This window comes from Amycolatopsis sp. NPDC045836 (assembly GCF_056431745.1).
In genome coordinates, this window is record NZ_JBWKKF010000015.1 from 44,793 (window position 1) to 57,072 (window position 12,280).

A 12,280-nucleotide genomic window follows, 5' to 3' on the forward strand; every position below is an offset into this window, starting at 1 on the left:
GTGCCCGCCGCCGCCGTTTCGGCCAAGCTGGGGGTGGAACGGACGAGGAGGCGGTCATGGCGGAAGGCCGGCGACCAGGACGGCTGCGGCGGCGGCTCGGCTGGGTGGCACTGGGGTTCGTGCTGGTGGTGGCGTTGCTCGCGGCGGTGGGGGCGTATGCGCTCGATCCCGGCGGTGATCCGCCGGACCCGGCCGGGCTGGGGGTGAACCCGCAGGTCGGCGCACCGGACGCGCAGACCGTTCCGACGGTCAACGGGGCGAACGTGATCGGCTGGCCCGAGGACAGGGCGCCGAACGCTCCGGCGGGGTTCACCGTGACCCGGTTCGCCGCCGGGCTGGACCACCCGCGCTGGCTCCGCGAACTGCCGAACGGCGACGTGCTCGCCGCCGAATCGGCCACCGCGCGGGGGGATTCGCTGTTCAGCTCGCTGTTCGACCTGGTGCGCGGCAACGACGGCTCACGCGGGCAGAGCGCCAACCGCATCACCCTGCTCCGCGACGCCGACGGTGACGGTATCGCCGAATTCCGCACGCCGTTCCTGGAGAACCTCAACCAGCCGTTCGGCATGGCGCTGATCGGTGAATCGCTGTACGTCGGCAACACCGACAGCGTGTGGCGGTATCCGTACCGCAGCGGGGAAACCCGGATCGGCGGGCCGGGGCAGAAGATCCTCGACCTGCCGGCGGGTGGTTACAACAACCACTGGACGCGCAACGTCGTCGCCGCGCCGGACGGGTCGAAGCTGTACGTGACCGTGGGTTCGGGCAGCAACATCGGCGAAAACGGGCTGGACAACGAAATCCGCCGGGGTGTGGTGCTCGAGGTCGATCCCGGCGGCACCGGCGAGCGGATCCTGGCCTCGGGCATGCGCAATCCCAACGGCCTCGACTTCGAACCGCGGACCGGTACACTGTGGACGGTGGTGAACGAGCGCGACATGCTCGGCGACGACGTGCCGCCGGACTACCTGACCCGCGTGCGCGACGGCGACTTCTACGGCTGGCCGTGGAGCTACTGGGGGCAGCGCGTGGACGACCGGGTCGAGCCGCAGCGGCCGGACCTGGTGTCGAAGGCGCTGGTACCGGACTACTCGCTCGGCGCGCACACCGCACCGCTCGGACTGGCTTTCTACCGGGGGACCACCTTTCCGGAGCGCTTCCGCGGCGGTGCGTTCGTCGGGGAGCACGGCTCGTGGAACCGGGGCCGCTCGGTCGGCTTCACCGTCGACTTCGTGCCGTTCCGCGACGGCATGCCCGCCGGGCCGCCGGAGGAGTTCCTCACCGGGTTCAAACCGGATCCGGACGACGACGACACCCACGGCCGCCCGGTCGGGGTGATCGGTACGAAAACGGGCAACCTGCTCGTCGCGGACGACGCGGGGAACACGGTGTGGCGGGTGGCCGCGGGATAGGGTGGCGGCATGGACATCGACTCGGGCCTGCTCGCCCCGGTTTGGGCGGGTACCGGGCTGGCGGCACTGGTTTCCGACGAAGCGTGGTTGCGCGCGATGCTCGACGCGGAGGTCGCGCTCGCGCGGGCGCAGGCCGAACTGGGCGTGATCCCGGCCGAGGCCGCCGAACGCATCGCGGCGGGTGTCCGAACGGGAGAGTTCGACCTGGCCGCGCTCGCCGAACAGGCCCGCGGGGCGGCGAATCCGGTGGTGGCGCTGGTCAAGCAGCTCAGCTCGGCGGTCGGTGCGGAAGCCGCCGAGTTCGTGCACCGCGGCGGCACCAGCCAGGACATCTTCGACTCCGCTTCGATGCTGATCGCCAAGCGTGCCCTCGAAACCATCGGAACCGATCTGCAGCGCACCGCCGGGGCGCTGGCCGGGCTGGCCGAGGAGCACCGCCGCACCCCGATGGCCGGGCGCACGCTCACCCAGCACGCCGTGCCGATCTCGTTCGGCCTCAAGGCGGCGACCTGGCTGCAGCTGGTGCTGGACGCACTGGAGCGGATCCGGGCGGTGGTGCTGCCGGCGCAACTCGGCGGGGCGGCGGGAACCCTGGCCGCGTACCAGGAATTCGCCGGGCGGCGGCCGATCGGCCCGGAGCTGGCGGCGGCGTTCGCGCGGCAGCTCGGGCTGGCCGAGCCGGTGCTGCCGTGGCACACCGCCCGCACGCCGGTCGCCGACCTCGGCGCGGCGCTGGCGTTCACCGCCGGGGCGCTGGGCAAGCTCGCGGTGGACGTGCAGGTGTTGTCCCGCACCGAAATCGGCGAGGTGGCCGAACCGGCCGCGGAAGGCCGCGGTGGTTCCTCGGCCATGCCCCAGAAGCGGAACCCGGTGCTGGCCACCCTGCTGCTCTCGGCGGCGAAGCAGGTGCCGCCGAACGCGCTGGTCCTGGTGCAGAGCCTGGTCGCCGAGGACGAGCGCGCCGGGGGCGGGTGGCACGCGGAGTGGCAGCCGCTGCGGGAGTGCCTGCGGCTGACCGCCGGTGCCGCCCGCACCGCGGCCGAACTCGCCGGTGGGCTGGAGGTGCACGCCGGGCAGATGCGGGAGAACCTCGAGCTGACCGGCGGTGGCATCGTCTCCGAACGGCTCACCGCCGCGCTGGCGTCGGCGATGGGCAAGTCGGCGGCCAAGGACCTGCTGGCCCGGCTGAACCGGGAGGCCGCCGCGGGCGGGCGCTCGTTCGCGGACGTGGTCGCCGCCGAGCTACCGGACGCACCCGGCGTCGGTGCCCCGGAGGAATACCTGGGTGCCTCGGCCGAACTGGTGGACCGGGTACTGGACCGCGCCGCGAACGTACTGGGGGAAAGATGACGGATGATCCGGCAATGGGCCTCTACGGCCTGAGCAAGCGCTTCGGCCCGACGGTCGCGGCGGACCGGGTGAGCCTCGAGGTGCCGCGCGGCTCGTTCTTCGGGCTGGTCGGGCCGAACGGGGCAGGCAAGACCACCTCGCTGTCCATGGCGGTCGGCCTGCTGCGGCCCGACGCGGGCACGGTGCGGATCTTCGGCACCGATCTGTGGCGGCAGCCGGACCAGGCCAAGGCGCTGGTCGGGGTGCTCCCGGACGGGCTGTCCATTCCGGAGCGGCTGACCGGCCGCGAACTGCTGACCTACCTGGGACGGCTGCGCGGGCTCGAACCGGCCGCGGTGGCCGAGCGCACCGAGGAACTGCTCGGCGTGCTGGAGCTGGCCGACGCCGAACGCACCCTGGTGATCGACTACTCCGCCGGGATGCGCAAGAAGATCGGGCTGGCGCTGGCCCTGCTGCACGCACCCCGCCTGCTCGTGCTGGACGAGCCGTTCGAGGCGGTGGACCCGGTTTCCGCGGCCACCATCCGCACCATCCTCAACCGGTTCGTCGCCTCCGGTGGCGCGGTGGTGCTCTCCAGCCACGTGATGGCGCTGGTCGAGCAGTTGTGCAGCCACGTCGCGGTGATCACCAGGGGCCGGGTGGTGGCCGCGGGCACGGCGGCCGAGGTCCGCGGCGACGGCACGCTGGAGGAGGCGTTCGTGCGGCTGGTCGGCGGGCGCACCGGCGGCGGGGAAGGACTGTCGTGGCTGGCGTCTTCGTCCGACTGAAGCTCCGCGTCCTGCGCAACTCGCTGCGGGGCAGCCGGATCGTCGGCTGGGTGCTCGGCGGGCTGTTCGGCCTGCTGGCCGCGGCGGGCACGATCCTGCTCGGCCTGGTGCCGTTCGACCGGCCGGAAACCCCGGTCGACCTGCTCTCCGCGGTCTACGCGCTGTGGTTGCTCGGCTGGGTGCTGGCCCCGGTGGCCACCGGTGGTGGTGACGAGACGCTGCGGCCGGAGCACTTCGCGCTGCTGCCGCTGCCGAACCGGCGGCTGGCCACCGGACTGCTGGCGGCCAGCCTGGTCGGGGTGACCACGCTGGTCAGCCTGATCGCCTTCGCCGGGCTGTTCGGCTACGGACTGCGGCTCGGGGCCGGCGCGGCGCTGACCGGGCTGGTTTTCGCGGTGCTGCAACTGCTGCTGGTGGTGCTGGTCTACCGGGTGGTGATGGCCGCGCTCGGGGCGCTGCTCAGTTCCCGCCGGGGCAAGGAACTCGGCATCCTGCTGGTCGCGCTGACCGGGCTGTCCGGTGTCGGGCTCAACTACGCGCTGAACGACGTGGGCCCGGCCATCATCGAGGGGCAGGCGCCCGGACTGGTGGCGGTGACGCGGGCGCTGCCGTCGGGCTGGGGTGCGGTCGCGGTGCGTGCCGCCGGTGACGGTTCCTGGGGCCTGGTCGCCTTGCTGCTCGCGGGCCTGGTGGTGCTGCTCGGGGTGCTGCTGGCGAGCTGGGGCGCGCTGCTGGCCAGGCGCCTGACCGCGCCGCCGTTCCGCGGTGCGGCACGGGTGCGCTCGGCCACGCGGCAGCCGGTTTCGGCGGTGTCACCGGTGGGTGCGGTGGTGCGCAAGGAACTCCGCACCTGGTGGCGGGACGCGCGGCGGCGGGTGGCGCTGATGGGCACGCTGATCATGGGCGTGGTGGTCTGCGTGGTGCCGTCGTTCTCCGGGCGGTCCGAGGCACCGCTGGCCCTGCTCGGCGTTTTTGTCGCGGTGTTCGCTTCGCTGCAGGCGGGCAACCTGTACGGCTTCGACGGCAGCGCGCTGTGGCACACGCTGGTCACCCCGGGCGCCCCGCGGGCCGACGTGCGCGGGCGCCAGCTCGCCTGGTTCGTGCTGGTCGCGCCGCTCGCGCTGGTGCTCGCCCTGGTCACCCCCGGGCTGAGCGGCCGGCCGGACCTCTACCCCTGGGTGCTCGCCACGCTGCCCGCGCTGCTCGGCGCCGGGGCCGGGGTGGTGCTGCTGCAGTCGGTCTACGTGGCCTACCCGCTGCCGGATCCGCGCCGCAACTCCAGCCCGTGGTCCTCCGGCGGGCGGCCCGGGTGCGCGCGGGTGCTGCTGATGCTGGCCATCACGCTGCTGCAGCTGGTCGCCGCGCTGCCGGTGGTGGCCGTGGAGATCGCCGGTTCGCTGACCGGCTCGGCGGTGCTGCAGTGGGCGGGGGTGCCGCTCGGCGTGCTCATCGGCGGCCTGGTCGCGTGGTGGTGGGGCCACCTCGCGGTGCGGCGGCTCACCGCACGCGGCCCGGAACTGCTGGGCACCGTCGCGAAGGAGGTCTGAGTCAGGCCCGCCGGGCCCGCACCCGCCGATAGCTGTAACCGAGCAGGACCAGCAGCACGATGCCGGACAGGATCAGGCTGGTGCCGGTGCTCCAGCCGGCCAGCGGCAGGCCGGGCACCAGGCCCCAGACCACGCCGGCGGCGATCAGCGCCAGCCCGGCCAGCACCGAACCGGTGATCCGCAGCGGCGAGGACACGCTGTCCTCGGCGGCCTTCATCGCGCGCTCCTGCACCGGGTCGACGTAGCGTTCCAGCTTCGGGAACACCGAGGCGAGGATGAGCAGCCCGGCCAGCACCAGCAGCAGGCCGGGCCCGGGCAGCACCAGCAGGACGACGCCGATCACCAGGATCAGCGCGCCGGCCACGGTCAGCAGCACGCGCTTCATCGGGACCAACCCTAACCGGGCGTGGCCGTCCGGGCCGGATGAGCGGCGTACTCGGTGAACGTTCCGGCCACGGTGAACCCGAGCCGCCGGTACACCGGTTCCCCCTCGGCCGACGCCTGCAGGACCAGGGCCGGGAAGCCCGCTTCGACGGCGGTGCGCATGGTCGCCAGCGTCATCGCCCCGCCGAACCCGCGCCGCCGGTGGCCGGCCAGCGTGCTGATGTTGTAGATGCCCGCGACCCCGGCGTGCAGGAAGACCTCGCCGGTGCACACCGGCACGCCGTCGTGGTAGCCGACCAGGTAACGCGCCGGGCAACCGGGCGCCAGCGCGAGCCGAGCCGTTCGCGTGACGAAGTCCACCACGGTCTCGGCGGGCGGCTCCCAGTTCGCGGCCAGCACCCGGGCGTAGTCGTCCAGTTCGGCTGCCGTGCGGGCCCGGCGGATGTCCAGGCCCACCGCCGGTTCCGCGGGCAGCGGACCGTCCACGGTGGTGGACATCGCGGCTTCGGTCTCGCTCGCGAGCAGGCCCGCGGCGGCCAGCCGGTCCGGCAGGTCGGATGGCGTGGAGGCGGGCCCGACCCACCAGGAGAACGGCCGCGGCCCCAGCGACCGCAGCACCTCGGTGATCCGGTGGTCCGCTTCCCGGTCGCCGAAGCGGGCTCGGGCGACGATGTTGTAGGTGTCGTCGTCGAGCCCGCTGTCGGCGATCAGCAGGTCGCCGGGCTCGTGCACGGTCATGCCCGGCGACCCGCGGTGCAGGTGGCAGGCGTGCTCGGCGAGATTGGCCTCGGCGGCCTCGGCGGGGTTCACCCGGCCGATGATCCCAGTGCCTGGTCGAGATCGGCCCACAGGTCCTCGACGTCCTCCAGGCCGACGGAGATCCGCAGCAGCTGCTCGCTGATGCCGCCGTCGGCGCGGTCGGCCGGGTCCAGGATGTGGTGGCTGAGCGAGCCGGGGTGCTGGATGAGGCTGTCCACGCTGCCGAGGCTGACCGCGGGGGTGAACAAGCGCACGGCGCCGATCACCGCGTGCGGGTCGCCGTGGACCTCCACCGCCAGCATCGGCCCGCCGCCGGTCATCTGCTTCTCCGGCCGGTTCTCGTTCCGCCCCGGGTAGTGCACCTCGGCGACCCGGGGGTGCCCGGCCAGCCGGTCGGCCAGTTCGGCGGCGGTCTCGGAAGCCGCCTTCACCCGCAGCGGCAGCGTGGACAGCCCGCGCAGCAGCAGGTAACCGGCCAGCGGGTGCAGCATCGCGCCGGTGAGGAACCGCAGCTGACGGAGCTTGCGCGCGTACTGCTCGTCACACGCCACCACCCCGCCGAGCACGTCGCCGTGGCCGCCGAGGAACTTGGTGGCGCTGTGCAGCACGATCCGCGCCCCGTGCTCGGCCGGGCGTTGCAGGACCGGGGTGGCGAAGGTGTTGTCCGCGAGCAGCGGGACCGGGCCGCAGGCGTCGGCCAGCCGCCGGAGGCCGGTCTCGGACAGCGTCGGATTGGCCGGGGTCTCGACGACGACCAGCCCGGTGTCCTCCCGGATCGCCCCGGCGACCTCCTCCCGCCCGGCGAAGGTGACCTCGTTGCCGAGCAGCCCGGAGGCGATCAGGTGGTCGCTGCTGCCGTACAGCGGCCGGACCGCCACCACGTGCGGGCGGCCCGACGAGACCCCGGCGAGCAGGCAGGCCGACAGCGCCGCCATGCCGCTGGCGAAGGCGACGGCCGCTTCGCAGCCCTCCAGTTCGGCCAGCGCGGTTTCGAACCGGGCGACGGTCGGATTGCCGGCCCTGGCGTAGACCGGCGGGCCGTCCACCTGGGCGCCGGTGCAGAGCACGTCGAGGCGGTCGGCCTCGGCGCGGCTGTCCCGCGAGGGGTGGGTGGTGGACAGGTCGAGCGGGACCGCGTGCACGCCGAGTTCCACCAGGTCGTCGCGGCCGGCGTGCACGGCACGGGTGTTCAGTGTGGTCATGCGGTGAACCTGGCAGCCGGACCGGGCCGCGGCCACCGGTACCGGACTATGTTCGGCGCATGGAGCAGAACGTGCGCCTGGATTCGGTGGACGCCGAGATCCTGCGGCGGTTGCAGAACGACGGACGGCTGGCGAACAAGGAACTGGCGGCGGCGGTCGGCATCGCGCCGTCGACCTGCCTGGACCGGGTGGCGCGGCTGCGGCGGGCCGGGGTGATCACCGGCTACACCGCCCAGGTCGACCCGGCCGCGGTGGGCCGCCCGATCGAGGCGCTGCTGGCGGTGCAGGTGCAGCCGCACGCCCGCCCGCTGGTCGACCCGTTCGTCACCCACCTGCTCGGCCTGCCGGAGACCCGGGCGGTGCACCACGTGACCGGGCCCGACGACTTCATCGTGCACGTCGCCTGCGGCAGCAGCCAGGACCTGCAGCGGCTGGTGCTCGACGAATTCACCGCGCGCCCCGAGGTGGCCCGGCTGCAGACGCACCTCATTTTCGCCACCTGGCCGGGCGGCCCGCTCACCCCATACCCGGGCCGGACCTCCACAAAGGACCCGCGCTGAGCCGCTTTCCGGCGGGGGTGGGCCGGGAAATGCGACCGGCAATTCCACGATGCGGTGCCGGTGGGCCGGGCGCCCGATCCGGCAAATGGCGGATCTGCCCCCGGCCGGCCCGGCGCCGCCCGGCCCGGAGCCGCGGCCGGGTGGCGCTAGGCCGATCGGGCCACGCATAACAGGTGTTTCCACTGCCGCCACCGGCGGCATTTGCCGGGGCCGGTCGATTCGCCACCGCCGGTGCACCGCCCTGAACTGCGGCGTCCTGTGTGGACCGCCCGTTTCTTGTCCGGCGTGCAACCGGATTGCCGGGTCGTTCGAGATCCGGCTTTCGCCACCGGCACCGAGAATGAGAAACTATTCCCGGCGGGGCCTCGCACGCCGCGACTGCCGTGCCCGTTATGGTGCGGCTTGCTGATCAACGAAGCGGGAAGAGAGCACATTATGGCGCAGAAGGTTCTGGTCGAGATGATCGACGACATCGACGGCGAGATCGCCACGCAGACCGTGCCGTTCGGTTTGGACGGTGTCTCCTACGAGATCGACCTGTCCGACGACAACGCCGCCAACCTGCGCGAAGAACTGGCCCGGTTCATCGCGGCCGGTCGGCGCACCGGCGGCCGCAAGGTGCGCCTGGCCACCGGCGAGTCGGCTTCCTCCTCCAGCGGGGCCGACCGCGAGCGGGCCCGGCAGGTCCGGGAGTGGGCCAGGGAGAACGGCTACCAGGTTTCCGAACGCGGCCGCATTTCGGCCGAAATCACCGAAGCCTTCGAGGCGGCGCAGCGCAAGCCCGCCGCGGCTGCCGCCAAGGCCCCGCGCAAGCGCGCCACCCGCAAGAAGGCCGCGGCGAAGTAGTGCCCGCCCAGTCCGGCGCCGCCGGTTCCGGGTGGACCCTCCACTCCGGACCGGTGGCGCCGGACCGCGCGGCCCGGTTAGGCTGCCGGGCATGGGGGCGGCCCACGAGGAACTGGTGACCGGGCGGCTGAGCCTGCGCCGCCCCCGCACCGCCGACATCGACGCCATCCTCGCCATTCACCGCGATCCGCTGGCCTGTGCGCACAACCCGTCCGATCGGCTCACCGCGCGTGACGAAGCCGAACGGCTTTTCCACCGCTGGGACGCGCATTGGTCCGGTTACGGCTTCGGCTATTGGGCCGTGCGCCCGGCCGGGCAGCCCGATCCCGCCGGTTTCTGCGGGCTGAAAGTGGTCCGCCTCGGCGACCGGCTGGTGCTCAACCTGTTCTACCGTTTCGCCCCCGCGCACTGGGGTGACGGCCTGGCCACCGAGGCCGCCACTGCCGTGGTGGAATGGGCCGCCGCGCACCAGCCGGGCTATTCCGTGATCGCCCGCGTCCGCCCGGCGAATACCGCCTCGGCGAAGGTCGCCACCCGCGCCGGCCTGACCAGAGCCACCCACCTGGACGGCCCCGGCCACGACGGGCACGACCTCGTCTTCACCGCGACGGCGAATTAGCCGATTTTGGCCAGGCGCGGTCGCCGAGCAGGGAGAGGGCGGCGGGCAGGAGCACACCGCGGACCACGGTGGCGTCGATGAAGACGGCGACCGCCATTCCCAGGCCGAGCATTTTGTACTCGATGGCGGTCAGCGTGAGGAAAACCGCGAACACCGCGATCATGATCACCGCGGCGCTGGTGACCACGCCGGAACTGGCGCCGATTCCGCGGACGATGGCACCACGGGCGTCGCCGGGGGTGAAGCGTTCGTGGATGCGGCTGAGGATGAAGATGTGGTAGTCCATGCTCAGGCCGAAAAGCAGCACGAAGACGAACAGCGGCAGCCAGCCGACCACCCCGCCGTACGCGGTGAAACCGAGTTGCGCGCTCAGATTGCCGTACTGGAAGACCCAGGTCAGCACGCCGTAGGCGGCGCCGAGGGAGAGCAGGTTCAGCACGATCGACACCAGCGGGATGGCGATCGAGCGGAACGCCGCGGCCAGCAGGACGAACGCCAGCACCAGCACGAAGGCGAAGACGAACGGGCTGCGTTCGGCTATCCGGCCGGCGAAGTCGTACGGGGAGGCCGTGCGGCCGCCGACGGCGTGCTCCGCCTTGCCGTCGAAGGTGGCGGGCAGCACCCGGGTGCGCAGGTGTTCCAGCGCCGCCGTCGATTCCGGGCCGGTGCCGCCGCCGGCCAGCGGGACCCGGACCACCGTGGCCGCGCCGACCTCGGTGACGGTGACCGGTTCGAACAGCTTGCCCCCGCTGTCGGCGACCCGCTGCCGTAGCTCGCCGATGGCCGGGCCCAGGTCTTCGCGGGCGTTCCACAGCACCACGCGCGCCGGGGTCGGCATACCGGGGAAGGCCTCGCCCATCCGGACCGCCGCGTCGACGGCGGGCACGTCGCGCGGCAGGCTCTGCGTGATCGCCGCGTCCTGCAGCCGCATGCCCAGCGCCGGGGCGGCGGTCAGCAGCAGCGCGAGGGTGGCCAGGCCGCCCCAGAGGAGCGGCCGCTTCACCACGGCGGACGCGATCGAGGCCCACGCCCGCGATTCCCGCGCGGTGGTCCGGCCCCGGCCGAACCACGGCAGGCGCAGCGCGTCGATCCGGTCGCCCAGCAGGGAAAGCAGCGCCGGCAGCACGGTCACCGAGCCGAGCACGGCCAGCCCGACCACCAGCGCCGTGCCGATGGTCAGGCCGCGGAACACGCCGAGCCCGGTGCCCAGCAGGCCGGTCAGGCACAGCACCACGGTCAGCCCGGAGACCACCACCACCCGGCCGGAGGTGCGGGCGGTGATCCGCAGGGCGTCGGCGGTGGTGCGCCCGGCGAGCCGTTCCTCCCGGTGGCGCCGCAGCACGAACAACGAGTAGTCCACCCCGACCGCGACCCCGATCAGCAGCACCAGCGCCGAACCCGCGCTGTTGAACGGCACCACCTTCCCGATCACCGCGAGCAGCGAGAAGGTGGCGGCGACCACGGTCAGCGTCAGCAGCACCGGCAGCCCGGCGGCCACCAGCGAGCCGAAGACCACCACCAGGATCAGCAGGGTGACCGGCAACGAGAGCAGGTGCGACCGGCCGAGATCGCTTTGGATCGCCTCGTCGACCGCGCCGGTCATGCTGCGGTCGCCCGCCTGCACCACCCGGACGCCCGGGTGCCGGGCCGCGACCGCCTCGACGGTTCCGGTCGCCGCCCTGGCGTTCGCCGCGAGCTGCTCGCGCGGGCCGCTGAGGTGGAAGGTGACCAGGAACGACCGGCCGTCGGCCGAGACCAGGTTCCCGCCGTCCGGATCGGCGGGGGAGCGGACTCCGGTGACCTCGGTGCGGGCCCGCAGCGCCGTGGTCAGGTCCGCGACAGCGGGCTGCGGGTCGACTGGCGCAATCGCTTGCACCAGCACGTTCTCGTGCACGGGTTCGTCGGCGCCCTGGGCGCGCAGCACGGTCTGGACCCGGCCGGACTCGCCGGGATCGGTGTTGGGGGCGTCCGGGCCGGTGGCCAGGAAGCTGATCGCCACGGTGAGCGCGACCAGGGCGAACCACCCGGCGATCGCCTTGCCGCGGTGCTCGGCCGACCAGGCGGCGACTCTTTCCACCGTCGCGCGGCGGCCTGCCGATTTGCCATCGGGCAGCATGAACTGGTGTCCTTTCGGTGAAGGGGTACGACGCGAAGGACTCGCCCTCGGGCGAGGTGGTGCTTCTTCTCCTGGGCCGCCGAGCTGCAACTCGGCGGCCCAGACCTGTTCACTCGACTTCCTTGAGGATCCTTTCCACCCCGGTCAGCCGGTTGCGCAGCTCGGCGAGCTGCCGCTCGGTCTCCTCCTGGCTGCGCACCGCGCGCTCGGCCAGTTCGCGATAGGCGTCTTCCCTGGCCAGGGCGGCCTTCGCGCGGTGGGTCACGGCCAGCTGCCAGATCGCCACCGTGAGCACGGTGGTGATCAGCAAGCAGATGCCGATCACCCCGGCCAGTTCCTGCCAGTCGTTGTCGCTCATGCCCCAGATCCCTTCTCGCCGGGCTCGCTCAGCGTCTCGGCCGCCTCCGCGATCGACCGCGGGGTCAGCTCGTAGGCGAACGGCGTCACCTCGTAGAACTTCATCGCCTTGCCGTCGGCCGACAGCTCCAGCTGGGCGGTGACCAGCCCGGCCGCTTCGAGCTTGCGCAGGTGCACCTGCAGCAGCGCGCGGCTGATGCCCAGCTCGCGCGCCAATTCGCTGACGTAGTACCGCTGCCGCGCGAGCGTGGCCACCACCCGCACGCGGTGGGGGTTGGCCAGCGTCGCCAGGACGCGCACCAGCTCGTCCCCGGTCGGGCTCACCACGCGGACCTGCACATGCCAAAGAAAGTTAGCAGGT

At 72.9% G+C, this 12,280-nt stretch carries 13 protein-coding genes; 7 read left to right on the forward strand and 6 right to left on the reverse strand.

Annotated elements, in window-relative coordinates:
* The first annotated feature begins 56 nt into the window (after nucleotides 1-56).
* The 4 genes from AC07EG_RS27080 to AC07EG_RS27095 are packed head-to-tail and all read left to right on the forward strand — an operon-like array spanning nucleotide 57 to nucleotide 5,076.
* Nucleotides 57-1,412, forward strand: a complete 1,356-nt coding sequence (locus tag AC07EG_RS27080) for a PQQ-dependent sugar dehydrogenase (RefSeq protein WP_478256004.1) — start codon at nucleotides 57-59, stop codon at nucleotides 1,410-1,412.
* 9 nt (nucleotides 1,413-1,421) lie between these two features.
* A complete protein-coding gene (pcaB, locus tag AC07EG_RS27085) occupies nucleotides 1,422-2,762 on the forward strand; it encodes a 3-carboxy-cis,cis-muconate cycloisomerase (protein ID WP_478256005.1) in 1,341 nt (446 codons plus the stop codon).
* Nucleotides 2,759-3,529, forward strand: a complete 771-nt coding sequence (locus AC07EG_RS27090) for an ABC transporter ATP-binding protein (protein ID WP_478256006.1) — start codon at nucleotides 2,759-2,761, stop codon at nucleotides 3,527-3,529. Before pcaB ends, AC07EG_RS27090 begins: the two co-directional genes overlap by 4 nt.
* A complete protein-coding gene (locus AC07EG_RS27095; RefSeq protein ID WP_478256007.1) occupies nucleotides 3,505-5,076 on the forward strand; it encodes a hypothetical protein in 1,572 nt (523 codons plus the stop codon). Before AC07EG_RS27090 ends, AC07EG_RS27095 begins: the two co-directional genes overlap by 25 nt.
* 1 nt (nucleotide 5,077) lies before the next feature.
* Here the strand turns inward: AC07EG_RS27095 and AC07EG_RS27100 are convergent, their stop codons facing one another.
* From AC07EG_RS27100 to AC07EG_RS27110, 3 genes are read right to left on the reverse strand one after another with little or no spacing between them, the layout of a single operon-like run.
* Complete coding sequence (locus tag AC07EG_RS27100) at nucleotides 5,078-5,461, reverse strand: PGPGW domain-containing protein (RefSeq protein WP_478256008.1); 384 nt, start codon at nucleotides 5,459-5,461, stop codon at nucleotides 5,078-5,080.
* A gap of 11 nt (nucleotides 5,462-5,472) precedes the next feature.
* Nucleotides 5,473-6,270, reverse strand: coding sequence for a GNAT family N-acetyltransferase (locus AC07EG_RS27105; RefSeq protein WP_478256009.1), 798 nt, complete (start codon nucleotides 6,268-6,270; stop codon nucleotides 5,473-5,475).
* Nucleotides 6,267-7,421: a trans-sulfuration enzyme family protein gene (locus tag AC07EG_RS27110; RefSeq protein WP_478256010.1), complete on the reverse strand. Its 1,155-nt coding sequence runs from the start codon at nucleotides 7,419-7,421 to the stop codon at nucleotides 6,267-6,269. Before AC07EG_RS27110 ends, AC07EG_RS27105 begins: the two co-directional genes overlap by 4 nt.
* 59 nt (nucleotides 7,422-7,480) lie before the next feature.
* Here AC07EG_RS27110 and AC07EG_RS27115 point away from each other — a divergent pair, with 59 nt between their 5' ends.
* The 3 genes from AC07EG_RS27115 to AC07EG_RS27125 all read left to right on the forward strand — a co-directional run bounded on the left by AC07EG_RS27115 (nucleotide 7,481) and on the right by AC07EG_RS27125 (nucleotide 9,446).
* Nucleotides 7,481-7,981: an Lrp/AsnC family transcriptional regulator gene (locus tag AC07EG_RS27115; RefSeq protein ID WP_478256011.1), complete on the forward strand. Its 501-nt coding sequence runs from the start codon at nucleotides 7,481-7,483 to the stop codon at nucleotides 7,979-7,981.
* A 435-nt stretch (nucleotides 7,982-8,416) separates the two neighbouring features.
* On the forward strand, nucleotides 8,417-8,827 hold the full coding sequence (locus AC07EG_RS27120) for a histone-like nucleoid-structuring protein Lsr2 (RefSeq protein ID WP_478256012.1): 411 nt from the start codon (nucleotides 8,417-8,419) through the stop codon (nucleotides 8,825-8,827).
* A 91-nt stretch (nucleotides 8,828-8,918) separates the two neighbouring features.
* Nucleotides 8,919-9,446, forward strand: a complete 528-nt coding sequence (locus tag AC07EG_RS27125; protein WP_478256013.1) for a GNAT family N-acetyltransferase — start codon at nucleotides 8,919-8,921, stop codon at nucleotides 9,444-9,446.
* On the opposite strand, the gene AC07EG_RS27130 is transcribed toward AC07EG_RS27125, so the two are convergent.
* From AC07EG_RS27130 to AC07EG_RS27140, 3 genes are all read right to left on the reverse strand, one after another.
* Nucleotides 9,427-11,562, reverse strand: coding sequence for an MMPL family transporter (locus AC07EG_RS27130; RefSeq protein ID WP_478256014.1), 2,136 nt, complete (start codon nucleotides 11,560-11,562; stop codon nucleotides 9,427-9,429). The genes AC07EG_RS27125 and AC07EG_RS27130 overlap by 20 nt on opposite strands.
* A 109-nt stretch (nucleotides 11,563-11,671) precedes the next feature.
* On the reverse strand, nucleotides 11,672-11,920 hold the full coding sequence (locus AC07EG_RS27135; RefSeq protein WP_478256015.1) for a hypothetical protein: 249 nt from the start codon (nucleotides 11,918-11,920) through the stop codon (nucleotides 11,672-11,674).
* Nucleotides 11,917-12,246, reverse strand: a complete 330-nt coding sequence (locus tag AC07EG_RS27140) for an ArsR/SmtB family transcription factor (protein WP_478256016.1) — start codon at nucleotides 12,244-12,246, stop codon at nucleotides 11,917-11,919. Before AC07EG_RS27140 ends, AC07EG_RS27135 begins: the two co-directional genes overlap by 4 nt.
* Nucleotides 12,247-12,280 lie beyond the last annotated feature (34 nt).